This is a genomic window from Streptomyces sp. NPDC048566 (assembly GCF_043199735.1).
Classification (GTDB): domain Bacteria; phylum Actinomycetota; class Actinomycetes; order Streptomycetales; family Streptomycetaceae; genus Streptomyces.
Map to the genome: position 1 here is coordinate 22,030 of NZ_JBICWL010000018.1, position 21,381 is coordinate 43,410.

14 protein-coding genes are annotated in these 21,381 nt (G+C 73.3%); 7 read left to right on the forward strand and 7 right to left on the reverse strand.

Features of this window, described 5'->3' with window-relative positions; translation table 11 throughout:
- Positions 1 to 120 precede the first annotated feature (120 nt).
- Complete coding sequence (locus ACGFS9_RS24055) at positions 121 to 786, forward strand: HAD family hydrolase (protein ID WP_393256035.1); 666 nt, start codon at positions 121 to 123, stop codon at positions 784 to 786.
- Between the two features lie 181 nt (positions 787 to 967).
- On the opposite strand, the gene ACGFS9_RS24060 is transcribed toward ACGFS9_RS24055, so the two are convergent.
- A complete protein-coding gene (locus ACGFS9_RS24060; RefSeq protein WP_393256036.1) occupies positions 968 to 1,534 on the reverse strand; it encodes a DJ-1/PfpI family protein in 567 nt (188 codons plus the stop codon).
- Between the two features lie 666 nt (positions 1,535 to 2,200).
- Between ACGFS9_RS24060 and ACGFS9_RS24065 the strand changes: the two genes are divergently transcribed.
- The 4 genes from ACGFS9_RS24065 to ACGFS9_RS24080 all read left to right on the forward strand — a co-directional run bounded on the left by ACGFS9_RS24065 (position 2,201) and on the right by ACGFS9_RS24080 (position 12,027).
- Positions 2,201 to 7,141 (forward strand): NAD-glutamate dehydrogenase, encoded by a 4,941-nt coding sequence (locus tag ACGFS9_RS24065; RefSeq protein ID WP_393256038.1) that lies wholly within the window; start codon positions 2,201 to 2,203, stop codon positions 7,139 to 7,141.
- 239 nt (positions 7,142 to 7,380) lie between these two features.
- The gene (locus ACGFS9_RS24070; RefSeq protein ID WP_393256039.1) at positions 7,381 to 7,884 is read left to right on the forward strand and encodes a GtrA family protein; all 504 of its coding nucleotides are present in this window, start codon (positions 7,381 to 7,383) and stop codon (positions 7,882 to 7,884) included.
- A 37-nt stretch (positions 7,885 to 7,921) separates the two neighbouring features.
- On the forward strand, positions 7,922 to 10,879 hold the full coding sequence (locus tag ACGFS9_RS24075; protein ID WP_393256041.1) for a CDP-glycerol glycerophosphotransferase family protein: 2,958 nt from the start codon (positions 7,922 to 7,924) through the stop codon (positions 10,877 to 10,879).
- Positions 10,876 to 12,027 (forward strand): glycosyltransferase, encoded by a 1,152-nt coding sequence (locus tag ACGFS9_RS24080; protein WP_393256043.1) that lies wholly within the window; start codon positions 10,876 to 10,878, stop codon positions 12,025 to 12,027. Before ACGFS9_RS24075 ends, ACGFS9_RS24080 begins: the two co-directional genes overlap by 4 nt.
- 76 nt (positions 12,028 to 12,103) lie before the next feature.
- Here the strand turns inward: ACGFS9_RS24080 and ACGFS9_RS24085 are convergent, their stop codons facing one another.
- Together ACGFS9_RS24085 and ACGFS9_RS24090 are read right to left on the reverse strand one after the other, a co-directional pair.
- Complete coding sequence (locus tag ACGFS9_RS24085; protein ID WP_393256173.1) at positions 12,104 to 12,895, reverse strand: ABC transporter ATP-binding protein; 792 nt, start codon at positions 12,893 to 12,895, stop codon at positions 12,104 to 12,106.
- Between the two features lie 109 nt (positions 12,896 to 13,004).
- The gene (locus tag ACGFS9_RS24090) at positions 13,005 to 13,925 is read right to left on the reverse strand and encodes an ABC transporter permease (RefSeq protein WP_393256045.1); all 921 of its coding nucleotides are present in this window, start codon (positions 13,923 to 13,925) and stop codon (positions 13,005 to 13,007) included.
- A gap of 156 nt (positions 13,926 to 14,081) precedes the next feature.
- Between ACGFS9_RS24090 and ACGFS9_RS24095 the strand changes: the two genes are divergently transcribed.
- Positions 14,082 to 14,750, forward strand: a complete 669-nt coding sequence (locus ACGFS9_RS24095; protein ID WP_393256047.1) for a TetR/AcrR family transcriptional regulator — start codon at positions 14,082 to 14,084, stop codon at positions 14,748 to 14,750.
- 210 nt (positions 14,751 to 14,960) lie between these two features.
- Here ACGFS9_RS24095 and galE read toward each other — a convergent pair whose 3' ends face one another.
- From galE to ACGFS9_RS24110, 3 genes are all read right to left on the reverse strand, one after another.
- On the reverse strand, positions 14,961 to 15,941 hold the full coding sequence (gene galE, locus ACGFS9_RS24100) for a UDP-glucose 4-epimerase GalE (protein ID WP_393256174.1): 981 nt from the start codon (positions 15,939 to 15,941) through the stop codon (positions 14,961 to 14,963).
- Between the two features lie 46 nt (positions 15,942 to 15,987).
- On the reverse strand, positions 15,988 to 17,592 hold the full coding sequence (locus ACGFS9_RS24105) for a glycosyltransferase family 2 protein (protein ID WP_393256048.1): 1,605 nt from the start codon (positions 17,590 to 17,592) through the stop codon (positions 15,988 to 15,990).
- A gap of 92 nt (positions 17,593 to 17,684) precedes the next feature.
- On the reverse strand, positions 17,685 to 18,950 hold the full coding sequence (locus ACGFS9_RS24110) for a glycosyltransferase 87 family protein (RefSeq protein WP_393256049.1): 1,266 nt from the start codon (positions 18,948 to 18,950) through the stop codon (positions 17,685 to 17,687).
- 93 nt (positions 18,951 to 19,043) lie between these two features.
- On the opposite strand from ACGFS9_RS24110, the gene ACGFS9_RS24115 reads away from it, so the two are divergent.
- Positions 19,044 to 20,612 carry a hypothetical protein gene (locus tag ACGFS9_RS24115; protein ID WP_393256050.1) on the forward strand — a complete coding sequence of 523 codons (1,569 nt, stop codon included), beginning with the start codon at positions 19,044 to 19,046 and terminating at the stop codon, positions 20,610 to 20,612.
- Between the two features lie 159 nt (positions 20,613 to 20,771).
- On the opposite strand, the gene ACGFS9_RS24120 is transcribed toward ACGFS9_RS24115, so the two are convergent.
- Positions 20,772 to 21,269 carry a MarR family winged helix-turn-helix transcriptional regulator gene (locus ACGFS9_RS24120; RefSeq protein ID WP_393256052.1) on the reverse strand — a complete coding sequence of 166 codons (498 nt, stop codon included), beginning with the start codon at positions 21,267 to 21,269 and terminating at the stop codon, positions 20,772 to 20,774.
- Between the last annotated feature and the right edge of the window lie 112 nt (positions 21,270 to 21,381).

A 21,381-nucleotide genomic window follows, 5' to 3' on the forward strand; every position in this document is an offset into this window, starting at 1 on the left:
GGGAATGCGCGCGGGCCACCGGGGACCGGGCCCGCCGCCGTGGGCGTGCGCCCCCGCGGTGCCCCGGGAGCCGGGCCTCGGGGTGGGGCTCCGCCGGTGCGGGCGGGTACGTTCTAGTGCATGGGGAAGCAAGGAGACGCGCACATCGTCTGGGACTGGAACGGCACGCTGTTCCACGACAACGAGGCGATCATCGGGGCGACGAACGCGGCGTTCGCCGAGCTGGGCCTGGAGCCGATCACGCTGGAGCGGTACCGGGCGATGTACTGCGTGCCCGTGCCGCGGTTCTACGAGCGGCTGATGGGACGGTTGCCCACGGACGCCGAGTGGCAGATCATGGACGACACCTTCCACCGCTACTACGCGGAGCACCGCACGGCCTGCGGACTGACCGACGGGGTGCCGGCGCTGCTCGCCGGCTGGGGGGACGCGGTCCGCAGCCAGTCGCTGCTGAGCATGTACGTGCACGAGGAGCTGGTTCCGCTCGTGCGCGGCTTCGGGATCGAGCCGCACTTCGTCCGGGTGGACGGGCGCACGGGGCCCTCCGGGGGCAGCAAGGCCGAGCACATGGCGCGGCACCTGACGGCCCTGACGGGGGTCGACCCGTCCCGCGTGGTGGTGATCGGGGACGCCGCCGACGACGCGGTGGCCGCCCGGCACGTGGGAGCCGGAGCCGTTCTCTATACCGGCGGGTCGCACAGCCGCGCCAGCCTGGAGCCGGCGGGTGTGCCGGTGGTGGACAGCCTGGAGGAGGCCGTCGAGGAGGCGCGGCGGCTCGCGGCCTGAGGCCCCGGCCCCGGCACGCCGGCCCGTCCCGGCCCGGGCGCGCCGACGGCCCGCCCCGGCCCGGGCACGGCGGAGGAAAGCCCCGGCCCCGGGGCGGCGGCCGCGCGCGCGGGCGGGCGTCCGGCACGGCGTCGCCCCGGGCAGCCGGGCCCGGCGCCGTGGGCGCGGCCGGAGGCCCGGCTCAGGTCACCGGTGCCTTGGCGCGCAGCACGGTCAGGAACTCGCGCATCCAGGCCGGGTGGTCCGGCCAGGCGCGGGAGGAGACGAGCGTGCCGTCCACGACGGCCTCCGCGTCCCGGAACACGGCCCCGGCCGCCTGCATGTCGGGTTCCAGCGCGGGATAGGCCGTGACACGGCGACCGCGCAGGCCGTCGACGGCCGCCGTCAGCAGCGGCCCGTGGCAGATCTGGGCCACCGGCTTGTCCGCGTCGAAGAACGACCGCAGGATCTTCCGCAGCTCGGGGTCGTTGCGCAGGTACTCCGGGGCCCGCCCGCCGGGGATGACGAGGGCGACGTAGGCTCCCGGGTCGACGTCGGCGAACGCCAGGTCGGCGGGCCAGGTGTAGCCGGGCTTCTCCGTGTAGGTGTCGAAGCCGGGCTCGAAGTCGTGGACCACGAAGCGGAGCGTCTTCCGCTCGGGGGCGGCGATGTGGACCTCGTAGCCCTCCTCGCGCAGCCGCTGGTAGGGGTAGAGGACCTCCAGCGACTCCGCCGCGTCGCCGGTGACCATGAGGATCTTCGCTGCCATGGTGCTGCACTCCCGTCGGCCGTGCTCGCGCGTTCGGTCCGGTCGTCCCGCCAGCCTGCCGCCGCGAGCGGGCCGTGCCAAGGGGGCGCGCCCGTCGGCGCACGGCCCGGACCCGCCGGCTGGGGCGGAACACCGTCCGTGGGACGACGGTAGCCCGCCGTCGGCCCGTACTGCACGTCCTCGCCCCCTTCGTCCCTGTGCAGACTGTCAAAGTTCCACCCCCGGTTTTGTACACATACGGCTCATGACGGCCCCGGGGTGGAGGGGGATAGCCTGGTGGCGTGATCAGCGCGATATCTCGCGGGGGCATCGTCGCCCCTGCCCCGCGCCCGGAGCGCACGGACGACATCCGTGACCGGGCGTCAGTCGCCGATCTTCGTGAGCGGAACGGGATGGCGGCCAGGGCCGTGTGCGCGAGCGGGGCAGCCGCGAGCGCCGAGGGCACCGCACCCCGTACGGCGAGGGCACCCAGGGGACGGACGTCGCCGAGAGCGGCGTCACACTCCCCGAAGGCGCCGGGAATGGCCGATAACCCCCCGCTCATCTCACCCCGCGGCATAGCGTCGACGCAGACCGGACACCCCGCGTCGCGACGTTGCGCCGCAAGCGACGGGACCGTACTTCCTTCAACGTCACGCAACGGCGCGCGACAGGAGCCAGAGGACAATGCAGACCAAGCTGGACGAAGCCAAGGCCGAGCTGCTCGAACGGGCCGCCCGGGTAGCTGAGAACAGCCCGGTCGGGGGGCACCTACCGACCGGGACGACGGACGAGAGCACCCCCGACCGGGACACCGTGCTCGCGTTCCTCCAGCGCTACTACCTGCACACGGCCCCGGAGGACCTCACCGACCGCGACCCGGTCGACGTCTTCGGAGCGGCCTTCTCCCACTACAGACTGGCCGAGAACCGCCCTCAGGGCACGGCCAACGTGCGCGTGCACACCCCCACCGTCGAGGAGAACGGCTGGACCTGCAGCCACTCCGTCGTCGAGGTCGTGACGGACGACATGCCGTTCCTCGTCGACTCGGTGACCAACGAGCTGTCCCGGCAGGGGCGCGGCATCCACGTCGTGATCCACCCGCAGTTCGTCGTACGGCGCGACCTGACCGGCAAGCTCATCGACGTGCTGCCCAAGCGGCCCTCCGCCGAGGACCTGCCGCACGACGCGCACGTCGAGTCCTGGATCCACGTCGAGATCGACCGTGAGACCGACCGGGCCGACCTGAAGCAGATCACCGCCGACCTGCTCCGTGTCCTGTCCGACGTCCGCGAGGCCGTCGAGGACTGGGAGAAGATGCGGGACGCGGCGCTGCGGATCGCCGACGAGCTGCCCTCCGAGCCCGCCGCCGACGACCTGCGCGACCAGGAGGTCGAGGAGGCCCGCGAGCTGCTGCGCTGGCTCTCCGGCGACCACTTCACCTTCCTCGGGTACCGCGAGTACCAGCTGCGCGACGACGACTCGCTGACCGCCGTCCCCGGCACCGGGCTCGGCATCCTGCGCTCCGACCCGCAGCACGGCGACGACGACCGCCACCCGGTCAGCCCGTCCTTCGAGCGGCTGCCCGCCGACGCCCGCGCCAAGGCCCGCGAGCACAAGCTGCTCGTCCTGACCAAGGCCAACAGCCGCGCCACCGTGCACCGGCCCTCCTACCTGGACTACGTCGGGGTCAAGAAGTTCGACGAGAACGGCGAGGTCGTCGGCGAGCGCCGCTTCCTCGGCCTCTTCTCGTCGGCGGCGTACACCGAGTCGGTGCGCCGGGTGCCCGTCGTCCGCCGCAAGGTCGAGGAGGTCCTGCGCGGGGCCGGGTTCTCGCCCAACAGCCACGACGGACGCGACCTGCTCCAGATCCTGGAGACCTACCCGCGCGACGAGCTGTTCCAGACGCCGCCCGACGAGCTGCGGGCGATCGTCACCTCCGTCCTGTACCTCCAGGAGCGCCGCCGGCTGCGGCTGTACCTGCGCCAGGACGAGTACGGGCGCTACTACTCGGCGCTCGTGTACCTGCCCCGCGACCGCTACACCACCGGTGTGCGGCTGCGGATCATCGACATCCTCAAGGAGGAACTGGGCGGCACCAGCGTCGACTTCACGGCCTGGAACACCGAGTCGATCCTGTCCCGGCTGCACTTCGTGGTGCGCGTCGAGCCGGGCACCGAGCTGGCGCAGCTCTCCGACAGCGACAAGGACCGGATCGAGGCGCGCCTGGTCGAGGCCGCCCGCTCCTGGGCCGACGGGTTCGGCGAGGCGCTGACCGCCGAGTGCGGTGAGGAGCGCGCCGCCGAACTGCTGCGCCGCTACGGCAACGCGTTCCCCGAGGGCTACAAGGCCGACCACTCGCCGCGTTCCGCGGTCGCCGACCTGGTGCACCTCCAGGCTCTCGACGCGGACGAGGGCAAGGACTTCGCGCTCAGCCTGTACGAGCCGGTCGGCGCCGCCCCCGGCGAGCGCCGGTTCAAGATCTACCGGACCGGCGAGCAGGTCTCGCTCTCCGCGGTGCTGCCGGCCCTGAACCGGATGGGCGTCGAGGTCACCGACGAGCGCCCCTACGAACTGCGCTGCTCGGACCGGACGACGGCGTGGATCTACGACTTCGGGCTCCGGCTGCCCCAGTCCGCGAACGGCACCGGCGACCACCTCGGCGACGACGGCCGCGAGCGGTTCCAGGAGGCGTTCGCCGCCACCTGGACCGGCCGGGCCGAGAACGACGGCTTCAACGCCCTGGTGCTGAGCGCCGGCCTGGACTGGCGCCAGTCGATGGTGCTGCGCGCGTACGCGAAGTACCTGCGCCAGGCCGGTTCCACGTTCAGCCAGGACTACATGGAGGACACCCTCCGCAACAACGTCCACACCACCCGGCTGCTCGTCTCGCTCTTCGAGGCGCGGATGTCGCCGGAGCGCCAGCGCGCCGGCGTCGAGCTGACGGACGCGCTGCTGGAGGAGCTGGACGCCGCGCTCGACCAGGTCGCCTCGCTGGACGAGGACCGGATTCTGCGGTCCTTCCTGCACCTGATCAAGGCGACGCTGCGCACCAACTTCTTCCAGAGCACCGCGGACGGCACGCCCCACGGGTACGTGTCCATGAAGTTCGACCCGACGGCCATCCCGGACCTCCCCGCGCCGCGCCCGGCGTTCGAGATCTGGGTGTACTCGCCGCGGGTCGAGGGCGTGCACCTGCGCTTCGGCAAGGTCGCGCGTGGCGGCCTGCGCTGGTCCGACCGGCGCGAGGACTTCCGTACGGAGATCCTCGGCCTGGTCAAGGCGCAGATGGTGAAGAACACCGTCATCGTGCCGGTCGGGGCCAAGGGCGGCTTCGTCGCCAAGCAGCTGCCCGATCCGTCCGCGGACCGCGACGCGTGGCTGGCCGAGGGCATCCGCAGCTACCGGACCTTCATCTCGGCGCTGCTCGACATCACCGACAACATGGTCGCCGGCGAGATCGTGCCGCCCGCCGACGTGGTCCGGCACGACGAGGACGACACCTACCTCGTGGTCGCCGCCGACAAGGGCACGGCGACGTTCTCCGACATCGCCAACGAGGTCGCCGAGAGCTACGACTTCTGGCTCGGCGACGCCTTCGCCTCCGGCGGCTCGGCCGGCTACGACCACAAGAAGATGGGCATCACCGCACGCGGTGCCTGGGAGTCGGTGAAGCGGCACTTCCGGGAGCTGGGCGTCGACACCCAGTCGCAGGACTTCACGGTGGTCGGCGTCGGCGACATGTCCGGTGACGTGTTCGGCAACGGCATGCTGCTCTCCGAGCACATCCGCCTGGTCGCCGCGTTCGACCACCGGCACATCTTCATCGACCCGAACCCCGACGCGGCGGCCTCGTACGCCGAGCGGCGCCGGCTGTTCGAGCTGCCGCGCTCGTCGTGGGCGGACTACGACACCGAGCTGATCTCCGCGGGCGGCGGCGTGTTCCCGCGCAGCGCCAAGGCGATCCAGGTCAACGCCCACATCCGCGAGGCCCTCGGCATCGAGTCGAAGGTCGCCAAGATGACGCCGGCCGACCTGATGCGGGCGATCCTCCAGGCCCCCGTCGACCTGCTGTGGAACGGCGGCATCGGCACGTACGTGAAGTCCTCCGCCGAGTCCGACGCGGAGGTCGGCGACAAGGCGAACGACGCCATCCGCGTCGACGGCTCCGACCTGCGCGTCAAGGTCGTCGGCGAGGGCGGCAACCTGGGCCTGACCCAGCTCGGCCGGATCGAGTTCGCCCAGCACGGCGGCAAGATCAACACCGATGCCATCGACAACAGCGCGGGCGTGGACACCTCCGACCACGAGGTGAACATCAAGATCCTGCTCAACGCGGTGGTGGCCAACGGCGACCTGACCGTCAAGCAGCGCAACAAGCTGCTCGCCGAGATGACCGACGAGGTCGGCGCCCTGGTGCTGCGCAACAACTACGCGCAGAACACGGCGATCGCCAACGCGCTGGCGCAGTCCCCGAGCATGATCCACGCCCAGCAGCGGTTCATGCGCCACCTGGTCCGCGAGGGGCACCTCGACCGGGCCCTGGAGTTCCTGCCCAGCGAGCGGCAGATCCGCGAGCGGCTCACCGCCGGGCAGGGGCTGACCGGTCCGGAGACGGCCGTGCTCCTCGCGTACACGAAGATCACCGTGTCCACGGACCTGCTGGCGACCTCGCTGCCCGACGACCCGTACCTGCAGAGCCTGCTGCACGCGTACTTCCCGACGGCCCTGCGCGACAGGTTCCGCGAGCAGATCGAGGGCCACGCGCTGCGCCGCGAGATCGTGACGACCGTCCTGGTCAACGACACGGTCAACACCGGTGGCACGAGCTTCCTGCACCGGCTGCGCGAGGAGACGGGGGCCTCGCTGGAGGAGATCGTCCGGGCGCAGACCGCGGCCCGCGCGATCTTCAACTCCAGCGCGGTGTGGGACGCGGTGGAGGCGCTGGACAATGTCGTCGCCGCCGACGTCCAGACCCGTATCCGGCTGCACTCGCGGCGGCTCGTGGAGCGCGGCACCCGCTGGCTGCTCAACAACCGGCCGCAGCCGCTCCAGCTCGCCGAGACGATCTCGTTCTTCAGCGCGGGTGTCGAGCAGGTGTGGTCGGAGCTGCCCAAGCTGCTGCGCGGCGCGGACCTGGAGTGGTACCAGCAGATCTACGACGAGCTGACGAACGCGGGTGTGCCGGACGAACTGGCCACGCGGGTCGCCGGGTTCTCCTCCGCCTTCCCGGCGCTCGACATCGTCTCGGTGTCCGACCGCACGGGCAAGGACCCGATGGCCGTCGCCGAGGTCTACTACGACCTGGGCGACCGGCTCGGCATCACGCAGCTCATGGACCGCATCATCGAGCTGCCGCGCACCGACCGCTGGCAGTCCATGGCCCGCGCCTCGATCCGCGAGGACCTGTACGCGGCGCACGCGGCGCTCACCTCGGACGTGCTCGCGGTGGGCAACGGCACCTCCACGCCCGAGCAGCGCTTCGCCTCCTGGCAGGAGAAGAACGCGCCGATCCTCGGACGCGCCCGCGCGACGCTGGAGGAGATCCGGAGCTCGGACTCGTTCGACCTCGCCAACCTGTCGGTGGCGATGCGGACCATGCGGACGCTGCTGCGCACGCACGCGTAGGGGCGCGCCCCACCGGGGGCGCGCACGTCCGCCCGGCAGTACGACGGGGGCGTCCCGGACCGCACACGGTCCGGGACGCCCCCGTCCGCCGTCGCGGCGCGGCCCGCCCGCCCGGCGATCAGGTGATCCTCCGGTCGGGTAAGCGGCGGCTCGACCCGTAGCCATACCTGATAAATCGGACATGTGACTTAAGGTGGGCTGGATCGACCGCAGCAGCGACGCATGGAGGACCCCGACCCGTGACCGTGCACCTCACCGAGGGGCGGGCCCCCGTTGCCGCCGCGCCCGTGATCCGCCCCCGGGGCCCCCGGATCGCCGACCGTGCCCCGCGGGTCCGCCGGCTCGCGATGGAGCTGGCCCGCTTCTCGGCCGTCGGCGGCAGCGGGGTCGCCGTCAACGTCCTGTTCTTCAACCTGGCGCTGCGCGGGCTCGGCTGGGCCCCCATGGCCGCCACCGTGGCGGCCAGCTGCGTCGCCATGGCCTCGAACTACCTGGGCTTCCGCTTCTTCGCCTACCGCGACCGCGCCTCGCGCACCCGCGGTCAGATCGTGCTCTTCTTCGCCTTCAGCGGGCTCGGTGTCCTGATGGAGAGCGCGCTGTTCTACGGCGGTTACCACGGTCTGGGCCTGAGCGGCTCGCTCGGCTCGAACGTCGCGAAGGTGCTGTCGATCCTGCTGGCCTCCGCCTTCCGCTTCGTCGCCTACCGCACCTGGGTCTTCCAACACGCGAAGAACGGTCGATAGCGGTTCATATCGGGCGAAGCTCTCTACCATAAATAGGATGAACGTGGATCAGCAGCGTGCGTCCGCCGCGTCCCGCGCCGAGCCCGCCGGGCACGGGACCCCGTCCACCGCCTCCCGGCCCGCGCCCGGCCGGGAGGCGGCCCCGGTCCGGCCGGCCGTCTCCGTGGTGGTCATCGTCTACAACGACGCGGACCGGCTGCCCACAGCCGTCCGCTCCGCCCTGGAGCAGACGCTCCACTCCGTCGAGGTCGTGATCGTCGACGACCGCAGCACCGACGACTCCTACGCGGTCGCCCGCGCCCTGGCCGCCGCGCATCCGGGCCGGGTGCGCGCCTGCCGGCTGCCCGAGAACAGCGGCGGCTGCGGCGCCCCCCGCAACCGCGGCATCGCCGAGGCCCGCGGCGACTTCGTGGTCTTCCTCGACAGCGACGACGTGCTGGAGCGCAACGCCTGCCGCAACCTGCTGGAGGCCGCTGAGGCCACCGGCGCCGACCTCGTCTCGGGCCTGTGCGTACGGGTGCACGTCGACTCGCGCACGGGCAAGGAGGTCAAGTGGTACCCCTGGCTGTACGAACGCACCCGCACCCTGGAGTCGATCTCCGAACTGCCCGACCTGATGGTCTTCGACACGCTGTCGACCAACAAGTGCTACCGCAGGCGGTTCCTGCTCGACGGGGGGCTGCGCTTCCCCGTCGGCATCCACTACGAGGACCTGCTGTTCTCCGCGCAGGCCTACGCCTCGGCCCGCCGCATCACCCTCATCCCGAACCGGGTCTACGACTGGCGGGTCACGGACGGGGCGGCGGTCAGGTCCATCAGCAACCGGCGTGACGAGATCGCCAACTTCGCGCACCGCATGGAGATCCACCGGCGGGTCGACCGCATGCTCGCCGACAAGGGCCTGCCGGACCTGAAGTTCGCCAAGGACGTCAAGTTCCTCAAGCACGACCTCGTGCTGCACCTGCGCGAACTGCCCTTCCGCGACGCGGCCTACCGCGAGGAGTTCGCCGCGATCGCCCGCGAGTACCTGGAGTCCGTCGACCGCGCCGCCTTCGACGAGGCCGAACGCATCCACGCCGTCTGCGCCTACCTCCTCCAGGCCGGCGACTGGGACAACCTGCTGCCCGCCGTCGACACCCTCACCAACCGCGACAAGATCTCCTCGCCGCTCGTCGAGCGCGACGGCCGGGTGTACTGGTGCGCCGAGCACCTCGACGACCCCTTCGGCCGGCACGTCCTCGACGTCACCGGCCTCGGCTACCACACCCGGCCCGTCGAGAAGATGTTCCTGCGCGACGAACTGACCTCCTACGCGTCCGGCCCCGGCGGGACCGTCCGGCTCGCCGGACGCGTCACCAACCCGCTCGGGGTGATCCCGCCGGACGCCCGGCTCGGCGCCGAGCTGGAGTTCTACGCCCGGCGGCGCGGGGTGCGCCTCCAGACCTTCCGCTTCCCGGTGGCCCGGGTGCGGCACGCCGGGGCCACCGTCGACTGGGAGGGTTCGGCGGACCTGGCGGCCGTCCGCCCGCTGGGCGTCGTGGACGCCGTGTGGGACGTCCGGCTGCACCTCGACGTGGACGGGGTCCGCACCACCACCCGGCTCACCGCGGCCGAACCCGGCCTGATCGCCGGGCGGTCGCCGGTGCGGCCCCGGCTCACCCGGCTCGTCGCCGACCGGTTCGAGCCCGTCGTGTCCACCCGGGGACACCTGTCCTACCGGCTGGTCCCGGACCGGAGGGCCGACGCCCTCATCCGGCGCGGTCTGCGGGGACGGCCCGTCGCCCTCGCCAAGTCCGGTGTCCGCTCGGCGCGTTCCCTGCGCAAGGGCCTCACCTCGGGACCGGCCAAGATCCGCCTCTACCACGAGGTGTTCAGCCGGCTCCCGGTCCGCCGCCGGCTCGTCGTCTTCGAGAGCCACCTGGGCCGCCAGTACAGCGACAGCCCCCGCGCCCTCTACGAGGAGATGCGCCGGCAGGGCCTGGACTTCGAGGCGGTCTGGTCCTACGCGGGCCGGCCCGAGGGGTTCCCGGACGACGCCACCCTGGTGCGCCGCTGGTCGCTGCCCTATCTGCGGGCGCTCGCGCAGGCCGCCTTCTGGGTCGACAACCAGAGCTACCCGCTCAAGCTGACCAAGCGGCCCGGCACCACGTATCTGCAGACCTGGCACGGCTCCGCCCTCAAGCGCATGGGCTTCGACGAGCCGGAGTGGAAGCTCAGGTCCCGGCCGGCGCAGGAGGAGCAGCAGCGCACCCTGGACCGCTTCGACCGGTTCCTGATCCGCTCCGAGCACGACGTGCGCACCCTCGCACGGGCCTTCCGGCTCCAGGAGCGGACCCTGTTGCGGGTCGGCTACCCGCGCAACGACGAGCTGGTCCGGGCGCGAGCGCGCGAGCGGGCCGGGGAACCCCGCGTACGCGGTCCGCTGGCCAAGGAGCTGGGCATCCCCGCCGACCGGCAGATCCTGCTGTACGCGCCGACCTTCCGGCACCGCGGCAGCGGCCGGAAGCGGTTCGAGCTGCCCTTCGACGCGGAACGCTTCGCCGACGCCTTCGGCGACCGCTACGTCCTGCTGGTGCGCTCCCACTACCTCAACCACGTGGTGCTGCCGCCGTCCGTGCGCGGCCGGGTCGTCGACGTCTCCGCGCACCACGACATGACCCCGCTGCTCGCGCTGGCCGACGGGCTGATCACCGACTACTCGTCCGTGATGTTCGACTACGCCCTCCTGGACCGCCCCATGTTCTTCCTCGTCCACGACTACGACGAGTACGTCCACGAGGGCCGTGGCACCTACTTCGACCTGCTGGAGCGGGCCCCCGGACCCGTCGTGCGCACCGAGGGCGAACTGCACGCCGCCCTCGGCTCTCTGGAGGAGCAGGCCGTCAAGTACGCCCCGAAAAGGGAGCAGTTCACCGCCGAGTTCGGCGAGTACGACCAGGGGAACGCGTCCGGCGCTCTCGTGGAGCAGTTCTTCGCGCAGTGGAGGCGTGGATGACCGACTTCCCGCAGCGGGACATCTTCTTCGTCTCCAACAGCGTCGACGAACTCGGCGGGGTGACCAGCTGGTCGCACCAGATGGCCCGGCTGTTCACCGAGCGCGGCCACCGGGTGCACGTCGTCGGGATCACCGACGCCGACACGGCCCAGGAGCTGGGCGACCTCCCGTACCCCACCACGACCCTGTACGACGTCCGGCCGCCGCGGGTGCGTCCGGCGCGCGGGCTGCGCGGGCGGATCGACGTCGTCGAGCACCGGCGGCGCGCCGAGCGGGCGGCCGGGATGCGGGAACGGGCCGCCCGGCTGAGCGCGCTGCTGCGCGCGGCGCGGCCCGGCGCCGTCGTGATCGTGACGCAGGTGTGGGCCATGGAGTGGGTGGAACTCGCCGACACCGAGGGGCTGACCGTCATCGGGATGAGCCACGAGTCCTTCGCCTACTGCCGCACGACCTCCCGCTTCCGGCGGGTCCTGAAGCACTACGCGGACGTCGACCGGATGCTCGCGCTCACCCGCGAGGACGCCGACCTGTGGATCAGGCAGGGCATGAACAACGCGTCCTTCATGCCGAACCCGATCCCGTTCGTGCCCGAGGTGCCGTCGCCGCGCACCGAGAACGTCGTCGTCAGCATCGGCCGGCTGCACGACCAGAAGGGCATCGACATGCTGCTCGACGCCTGGGCGGAGACGGCGCCGGCGCACCCCGACTGGCGGCTGCGGATCTACGGCTCGGGGGAGGACGAGGAGATCCTCAGGAAGCAGTGCACGGCTCTGGGGCTCGACGGCTCCGTCGAGTGGATGGGCCGGACGAGCGACGTGCCCGGCGCCCTGCGCGGCGGCTCGGTGTTCGTGCTCTCCTCGCGCGGCGAGGGCTTCCCGCTCGCCGTCATGGAGGCGATGGCCGCCGGTGTGCCGTGCGCCGCGTTCGACTGCGCGCCGGGTGTCCACGAGATCATCCGGGACGGCGAGGACGGTCTGCTGGCCACGCTCGGCAACACCGGCGAACTGGCCCGCCGGCTCGACACGCTGATGTCCGACAAGGCGCTGCGCGACACCATGGGCGAGGCCGCGCGGGTGAACGTCCAGCGCTTCACGACCGAGGAGGTCGTGCGCCGGTGGGAGGAGCTGTTCGCGTTCCTGGAGCGGTGACGTGCGGCGGGCCGCGGCGGTCCCCGTCCGGTCCGTCCCGTCCGTCCTGGCCACTCCGCCCTCCCGGCGCCCGCGGCTACCGGCCCGTGAACTTCTCGTACTCCTTCAGGACCTCCCCGGTGGGGCCGTCCATGCGCAGTTCGCCGCGCTCCAGCCACAGCACCCGGTCGCAGGTGTCGCGGATCGACTTGTTGTTGTGGCTGACCAGGAACACCGTGCCCGCGCTCTTGCGCAGCTCCCGGATGCGGGCCTCGGAGCGCTTCTGGAAGGAGCGGTCGCCGGTGGCCAGCGCCTCGTCGATCATCAGCACGTCGTGGTCCTTGGCCGCCGCGATCGAGAAGCGCAGCCGGGCGGCCATGCCGGAGGAGTAGGTCCGCATCGGCAGCGTGATGAAGTCGCCCTTCTCGTTGATCCCCGAGAAGTCGACGATCTCCTGGTAGCGCGCCTTGACCTGCTCGCGGGACATGCCCATGGCGAGGCCGCCGAGGTGGACGTTGCGCTCGCCGGTCAGGTCGTTCATCAGGGCCGCGTTCACGCCGAGCAGCGAGGGCTGCCCGTCGGTGTAGATCCGGCCGTTCTCGACGGGCAGCAGGCCCGCGACCGCCTTGAGCAGGGTGGACTTGCCGGAGCCGTTGGTGCCGATCAGCCCGATGGCCTCACCCCGGTAGGCGGTGAACGACACCGACCTGACGGCGTGCACCCGGCGCACCCCGGCGGCCTGCTCGGTCCGCCGGCGGCGCAGGATGCGGTTCAGGGCGGCGGTGGCGCTGCCGCGGCCTGCACCGGTGCCGTTGACGCGGTAGACGATGTCGACGCCTTCGGCGATGACGGTGGGGACGCGCCCGGCCCCGGCGGCTGCTCCGGCCATCCCGGGCCCCGCGTCCCGCTCCGACCGCGCGCCCGGTGCGCCCTCCGGGCCGCGCGCGTTCGCCGCGTGGGGTGCTCCCGGCGCCGCGTCCTTCTCCTGCGTGATGCTGTCAGCCACGGCCGTAGGTCTCCTCAGCCTTCCAGAAGTAGATGAAGCCGCCGGTGCCGGCGGCCAGCGCCCAGCCCACCGCGAGGGCCCACACGTGGTGGGGCAGCTGGTGCGCGTGGAAGCTGTCGATCAGCGCGAAGCGCATCAGGTCGATGTACACGGCCGCCGGGTTGCTCTCCAGCAGGACCATCGCCCAGTGCGGCAGCTTGTTGTGGCTGAGCACCTTGTCGATGCTCCACATGACGCCGGAGACGTACATCCAGGTGCGCAGCAGGAACGGCATCAGCTGGGCGATGTCGGGGGTGCGGGCGCCCATCCGGGCCATGACCAGGGCGACGCCCGCGTTGAAGGTGAACTGCAGCGCGAGGACCGGCACCGCGAGCAGCCAGGAGGCGGCGACGGGCACCCCGAAGAACAGGAGGATCACCACGAGCGCGGCCATCGAGAACAGCAGTTGCTGGAGCTGCTGGAGGGCGTACGACACCGGGAGCGCGGCGCGCGGGAAGTGCAGGGCGCGGACCAGTCCGAGGCTGCCGGAGATCGCCCGGGTGCCCGCCATGATCGAACTCTGCGTGAAGGTCCACACGAAGACGCCCGTGACCAGGAACGGGACGTAGTCCGGGATGCCGTGCTTGGTGCCGAGCAGGATGCCGAAGATGAAGTAGTAGACCGCCGCGTTCAGCAGCGGGGTCATCACCTGCCACACCTGGCCCAGCTTGGCCTGGCTGTACTGCGCGGTGAGCTTGGCGGTGGCGAACGCGGTGATGAAGTGGCGCCGCGCCCACAGCTGCCGGACGTACGCGGGCAGGCTCGGCCGGGCGCCGCTGACGGTGAGGCCGTGCCGGGCGGCGAGGGCCGCGGCGTCGTCGGCGGGGGAGGCCGGCGCCGTGATCGCGGTCGGGGGGTGGAGGACCTGGCTCACATCCGTTGCCTTCGCTCGGGGGGTGGAGTGCGGGGGCGGCCCGACGGTCTCCGAGGACCGTTCCGCCGGTCTGATACGTCGGGACGCAACCGTATCGTCGCAACGCGAGCGTAGGGCCGTCGACGTCGGAACGCAACCGTTTCGTCGTCGCGGCCTATGCTGGTCGGCATGACCACGAACGCCGACAGCGCCGCGAGTGCCGCCACGCCCGCGCCTGCCGACGGGAAGGCCCCGCGTCGCCGGGCCCCCGCCGGTGCGGCCGTCCTGCGGGAGGAGGTGACCGAAGCCATCCGCGCCGCCGTCTTCGAGGAACTCGCGGCGGTCGGGTACGCCCGGATGTCCATCGAGGGAATCGCCCGCCGGGCCGGGGTCGGCAAGACGGCCGTGTACCGCCGCTGGCGCTCCAAGCGCCATCTGGTGCTCGACCTGGTCTCGGCGGTCGCCGTCCAGGGCCTGCCCGCTCCGGACACCGGCTCCCTGGAGGGCGACCTGCGGCTGCTCTACGAGGTCACCTCGCGCGCCCTGCGCCACCCGGTCGCCGGCCAGATCATCCCCGACCTCCAGGCCGAGGCGGCCCGCAACCCCGAGATCGCCGAGGCCCTGCAGAAGGCGCTCCAGGACGGTCAGCAGAGCGTCGCGAGCGGCATCGTCGCGGCGGCCACCGCCCGCGGCGAGGTCCGTGCCGGCGCCGATCCGGAACTGGCCCTGGACCTGGTGTCCGGGCCGTTGTACTGGCGGGCCGTCGTGGTCCGCGGACCGAGACTCCCGAAGGACTACCTGGCCGCCTTGGCCCGCACCACGACGGCGGCGCTCAAGGCGCTGTGACCGGGCCGGGCGGCCGGGTCCCGTGGCGCGGCGCCCGAGCGGGCCACCGCCCGCCGGGCCCCGCCGGGCCGAGCCGGGGCACGGGCCGGCGGCCGGGGGCCGCCCGTCTTGCGCCCGCCGGCCCGGCGCACGGCGGGAACAGCCGCGCGCGGGGCCGGCGGGCTGGGCGGGCGGAGCGGCCGGCCGGGTGGCGGGCCGCCGGCCGCGGTGTCAGCCGCGGCGCGCGTCCGGGTGCCGGCGGGTCCAGCCGGCCCAGGCCGAGGTGATCATGTCCGTCACGTCGTGCCGGGCCTTCCAGCCCAGCTCCGCGGCGGCGCGGTCCGCGGAGGCGACCACGCGGGCCGGATCGCCGGGGCGGCGCGCGGTGGTGACCGGGGGGCGGTCGTACCCGGTGATCGCGGTGATGCGGTCGATCATCTCCCGCACCGACACGCCCTCGCCGCGGCCGATGTTGAGGGTCAGGTCGGTGCCGGGGGACGCCTGGAGGGCGCGGGCCGCGGCGACATGGGCCTCGGCCAGGTCGACCACGTGGATGTAGTCGCGGACGCAGGTGCCGTCCGGGGTCGGGTAGTCGTCGCCGAAGACGCGCGGCGCCGCGTCCTCCGTCAGCTTCTCGAAGACCATGGGGACGAGGTTGAACACTCCCGTGTCCGCGAGTTCGGGGCTCGCCGCCCCGGCCACGTTGAAGTAGCGCAGGGACGCCGTGGACAGGCCCGTCGCGCGGCCCGCCGCCCGGACCAGCCACTCGCCCGCGAGCTTCGTCTCGCCGTACGGACTCATCGGCGCGCACGGCGTCTCCTCGGTGACGAGGTCCACGTCCGGCATGCCGTACACCGCGGCCGAGGAGGAGAGCACGAAGGCCGTGACCGGCGCGGCCGTCACCGCCTCCAGCAGGACGCGCAGCCCCTCGACGTTCTCCCGGTAGTAGTGCAGGGGCCGTTCCACGGACTCCCCGACCTGCTTCTTGGCCGCGAGGTGGACGACCCCGGTGACCGTGTGGTCCGCGAGGGTCCGGGCCAGGAGTTCGCCGTCCAGCGTGGAGCCGACCACCAGCGGGACGTCCGAGGGCACCCGGTCGGCGATGCCCGTGGACAGGTCGTCGTAGACCACGGCGCGTTCGCCCGCCGCGCGCAGCGCGCGCACGACGTGCGCCCCGATGTATCCGGCGCCGCCGGTGATCAGCCAGGTCATGTGGGCCGTCCCCTCGTCGGTGAGCACGCGGTGCTCCGTCCGCGTATCAGTGAAGCAGGCGGCCGACCCTGCGGCGCACCACGCCGGCCACTCCCCGCCAGCCGGACGCCGTGCGCAGCGCGAACGCGCCCGCGTGCGTCCGGTACGGCTGGAGGAGGACGACGCGGCGGACGCCGTGCCGCCCGTCCGCCACGGCGCGCCGGCGCAGCCGGCCCCCGCCGGCCGTCGCGTGCGCGGACACCTCCCGGCTCGCGCCGTCGCGGAAGCGCAGCGTCAGCCGCAGGTCCCAGGTGCCCGGCGGCAGGGCGGCCGGCTCCACCGCCGTCTCGGCCGTCCACAGGTCGCCGTACCGGTCGGCCAGCAGCCGGACCTCGCGGCGCAGGCCCTCCAGCCCGTCCTCGCGGCGGACCAGCACCACGTCCGCCGCGACCGGGCCGGAGCGCGCCATCCGGCCGTACAGCTCGTGCAGGCGCAGCAGCAGCCGGGTGCCGCGCACGCCGGTCCGCAGCTCCGCGTCGACGGCGATCGGGAGCAGCGGGACCGGACGGTCCAGCAGCGGCTCCAGGGTCACCTGCGGCAGCTCGGAGGACCAGACCGGGGTGCCGTCGCGGGCGCGGGCGTACGGGGGGAGCAGCCGCGCGGGGCGGGCCGCCAGATCGCGCAGGCGGGGCAGGTCGCGCGGTGCGGGCGAGGCGAGCAGCACGCGGGCCAGGATGCGGCCCGGGGAGCCCGGGTTGAGCGTGAGGTCGGCCGCGTCGAACGTCTCCAGGTACCCGCGCGTGTGCTCCCACCAGGCCCGGCGGTAGGCGGCGGAGCGCAGTTCCAGCTCCCGTGCGTACATCCGCAGGTCGTGGTCGAGGAACTTGGCGCGCACGGCCCGCGCCAGCCGCTTCTCCCCGGCGCCGAGCAGGATCTCGTACGCCGCGCGGTTCGCCTCGGTGCGCGCCCGCCAGTTGGAGACGTCCGCACGGTCCAGGGAGATGGACAGCCGCTCCGCGTCGCGCCGCACGTGCCAGACGTACACCGTGTCGGGGATCAGCGCGATGCGTGGCGCCGCGGCCAGGACGCGCGCGGTGAAGACGTGGTCCTCGTAGAGATGGCGGCCCTCGGGGAAGCGGATGCCGTGCGCGCGCAGGAAGTCGGTGCGGTACAGCTTGTTGACGCAGAGTGTGTCGTGGGCGAGGCGCGGGCGCCGGGAGGGGTTGGGGAGCACGGCGGGCCCCGCGTAGAGCGCCTTCTCCCAGGCCACCTCGCGGCCCGAGGGCAGCTCGCGGCGCACGCACAGCCCCGCCGCCACCTCGACGCCGTGGGCCTCGGCGGCGCCGAGCAGCGCGTCCACCGCGCCGGGCGGCAGGACGTCGTCGCTGTCGAGGAACATCACGTACGGAGCGGTGGCCGCGTCGATGCCGTCGTTGCGGGGAGTCCCGCAGCCGCCGCTGTTGACGGTCCGGCGGATCACCCTCAGCCGCGGCTCACCGGCGGCGAGCGCGTCCAGGAGGTCCGCGCTGCCGTCCGCCGAGCAGTCGTCGACGGCCACGACCTCGCGCACGGCGTCGCCCTGGGCGAGGGCCGAACGCACCGCGTCCGTCACGTGGGCGGCGTCGTCGTAGCCGATGACGACGACGGCGACCTTCGCGTGATGAGGGGTCATGGCTGCGGTCCCCGGGTCGGGATGCGGGCGGGATGCGGCAATTGTCCGGCACGCGGCGCCCGGTGTCCTGCCCGGATCGCGGTGCGGCGTGCTCACCGTCCCGCCCGGACTCCGGCGGGGGAGGCGTGCGCGCCCCGCGTGCGGCGCCCGGGGATGTGCCCCGCTCCGGCCGGCGGCCGGCCGGAGCGCCACAGCCGGACGAGTGACAGGCCGGCCGCCGCGGCCAGCAGGCCGTTGCGCCCCACCATCAGCAGACAGCCCGTCCAGGTGCTGTGGATCACCTCGCCGTACAGCATCGGGTACACCACCGTGCTGACCGCCGTCGCCGCCACGATCAGCGCGGCGACCGGGCGTTGGGTGGTGTGCCGGGAGGTCAGGCAGACCGCGGCGAGTCCGAGCAGCCAGACCATGTACTGCGGGCTGATCACCCGGCTCGTCACCGTGAACAACAGGACGGCGGTGAGCGCCGCGTCGTGGGGCGTCGCCGCCGTCCAGCGCCGGGCCCGCACCCGCCACAGCAGCAGGGCGCCGAACGCGGCGACGGTCAGGGCGAGCGAGAGGGCGGCGACGGAGCCGACGTACGGGCCGACGAACTCCATGGCGCCGTACTGGTAGCGGGCCCTGCCCGGCCACCCGGCGTGGCGCGCCAGCCCGAGCACCGTGCCGCCGAGCGACTCGATCTGCACGCCCCGGCCGCCCTGCTGGCGCAGGAAGTCGAAGGGGTCGCGGAAGACGGTCGCGAGCAGGGCGAGCAGCGCGGCGCCGGCGACCGCCGCCGAGGTCCAGGCGTCCCGGGTGGTGCGCCCGCGCGGCGTGCCGACGAGCGCCAGCGCGGGCCACACCTTCACCAGGGCGCCCAGGGCGGCCAGTGCCCCGCCGGTACGCGGCAGGCGCGCCTGCGCCAGCAGGCACAGCACGGCGAACGCGGTGACCTGGACGTCGTACCGGGCGAGCGGGACGTGCAGCAGCAGCGGCAGGCCCAGCACCCACAGCAGCGCGCCGCGCAGGCTGCGTCCGGACCGCAGCCCTGCCCGGACGAGCGCGCCGGCGATGACCAGGTCCGCGACGAGGGTGAGCGCCACGAACGCGGTGGAGTAGGTCAGCCACGGCAGCAGCGCGGGCGCCAGCAGGACGGGGCCCGCGCCCGGCGGGTACTGCCACAGCCGGTCGCCCGCCGGGAACGCGCCGTGCGACAGGACGCCGTACCAGTGGAAGTACAGCCGGCCGACCTCGCGGGAGACCCCGCCGCGGCCGAGGAGGCGGTGCTGGTCGTGGGCGAGGAGCCACAGCATCCCGGCGCGGGTGGCGAGCCAGGCTGCGGCGAGGGCAAGCGGGCGGTGGTTCGTGAGGACGCTCATCAAGGCGGGATCGTAAGCCGCATGGATGGGGTATTCCGTGCGATACGCCGTCAATACGGGACAAAGGTTGTTTAATAACAAAAAATTGGGCGCATGGTGCACGCGTGGGTCAGGCGGTCGGCGGCGGGGCGTCCGGAGGCGGTGGCCGTCCTGCTGCCCGTGCTCGTCATGCTCGTGATCGGGCTCTGGGGGCTCGACCGCGGCGGCATGTGGCGCGACGAGGCGGTGACCTTCCAGGTCGCCCGGCGCTCGGTGCCGCAGATCTGGCACCTGCTGCACACCGTGGACGCCGTGCACGGCCTCTACTACCTGCTCATGCACGCCGTCCTCGCCCCCCACCCGGGCGAGGTGGCCCTGCGGCTGCCCTCCGTCTGCGGCGCCGCCGCGACCGCCGGCCTGGTCGCCGCCCTCGGCGTCCGGCTGTGCCGGCCGCGGGTCGGACTCTGGGCGGGACTCCTCTACGCCGTCACCCCGATGGCCGGCCACTTCGCCCAGGAGGGCCGGTCCTACGCGCTCGTCGCCGCCGGCGCCGCCGGCGCGACCCTGCTTCTGGTGCGGGCCGCGCCGGCCGCCCGGCCCGGCCCCTGGTGGGCCTACGGCGCGACCTTCGCCGCCACCTGCCTGCTGCACGAGATGGCCCTGCTCCTGCTGCTCGCCCACGGCGCCACGCTGGGCCTCGCGCGGGCGCCGGTCCGGGTGTGGCGGCGCTGGCTCACCGCCGCCGCGGGGGTGACCCTCGTCGCGCTGCCGCTGGTGCTCGTCTCCCAGGCGCAGTCCGCGCAGGTCGCGTGGCTCTCGCGGACCGGGCTCCACAGCGCCGAGCGCCTGCTCGCCGTCTTCACCGGCCCGGCCCGGCCGGTCGTCCTGCCCTACCTCCTGCTGGCCGCCCTCGCGTTCGCGCCCGGCCTGCCCCGCCGCTGCACGCTCACCCTCCCGGCCGTCGCCCTGCCGCTCGTCGCGCTGCCGCCGCTGCTGCTGCTGACGGTGTCGCGCTGGTGGCCCCTGTACGACGAGCGGTACGTCCTCTACGCGCTCGCCGGCGCCCCGCTCCTCGCGGCCGCCGGAGCCGAACGGCTCACCGCCCTGCTGCCCCGGCTGCTGCCGCACCCGGTGCTCAGCGGCGTCCTCGGCATCACCCTGGCCCTCTCGGTCCAGCTGCCGGTCCTGCGTCAGGACCGCAGCCCCGACCGGCGCCCCGACAACCTCGCCGCCGTCTCCGCGCTCGCCCACCGCGAACTGCGCCCGGGGGACCCGGTGCTGTTCCTGCCCTCGCTCGCGCGGCGCGCCTCCCTCGCCTATCCGCGCAGCTTCCGGGGCATCCGCGACGTCGCGCTGAGCGTCCCGGCCCCGGCCTCCGGCACCCTGTACGGCCGGGAGGCGGGCGCCGGCGAGCTGCGCCGCCGGCTGGAGCGGCTCGACCGGGTGTGGGTGGTCGCCGAGCCGTTCGCGACGGCGTCCGCCTGGCGTCCGGACAGTCCCACCGAACGGGCCAAACTCGCCGTGGTCGACGAGGAGTTCGTCCCCCGGGAGCAGGTCGTGCGGCGCGGGGTGACGATGCGTCTCTACGTGCGCCGGGCCGGGGCGTGCTGCGCGCCTCCCCTCGCCGGCCCTCCGGGTGACCGAAGGGGCGCTCGCACCACGCCCTCGGGCATGTCGCGATAGTCGCTTCGTTGGCCCGGAGGGCGGGCCGCGCGGCGTCGGGTGCGTGCTCTCAGCGTGCCGGGCGGAAGCCCTCGTCGTGGACGTACTCGGGCTTTCGCCCGGTGCGGCGAGCGGGCGAGGGGGGGGCGTCGCACGGCAGTAGGGCGTTCGCGACACGCCCTACGGGGAGCCCGCCGTCTCCTGCCGGGCCGCCCGGTCGAGGGCGTCCGTCAGCCGGTCCAGCCGGTCCCGCAGCTCCCGGATCTCCTCCAGGTCCGCGCCGGTGGCCGCCGCGATGCGGCGCGGGACGGACAGTGCGCGCTCGCGCAGGGCGACGCCCTCGCCGGTGAGCCGGACCTGCACCGACCGCTCGTCGTGCGCGCTGCGCTCGCGCAGCACCAGGCCGGCCGCCTCCAGCCGCTTGAGCAGCGGCGAGAGGGTCCCCGAGTCCAGCCGCAGATGCTCGCCGAGCCGCTTCACGGGCAGTTCGCCGTGCTCCCACAGCACGAGCATCACCAGGTACTGCGGGTAGGTGAGCCCGAGGTCCTTGAGGAGCACCCGGTAGACCCCGCCGAAGGCGCGCGAGGCGGCGTTCAGCGAGAAGCAGATCTGCTGGTCGAGGCGGAGGAAGTCGCCGTCGGGCGCGGTGGGCGGGTTCGGCGCGGGTGTTGCGGTCATGCCTCCAGGGTAGCTCGGGCGAGCCATTAGGTTGTGCGCAATTGAATTGTGTGCTCTAATTCTGGTCGTGGGGCTGCCGGACGGCGGCCCGCACTCGACCCGACCTGAGAGG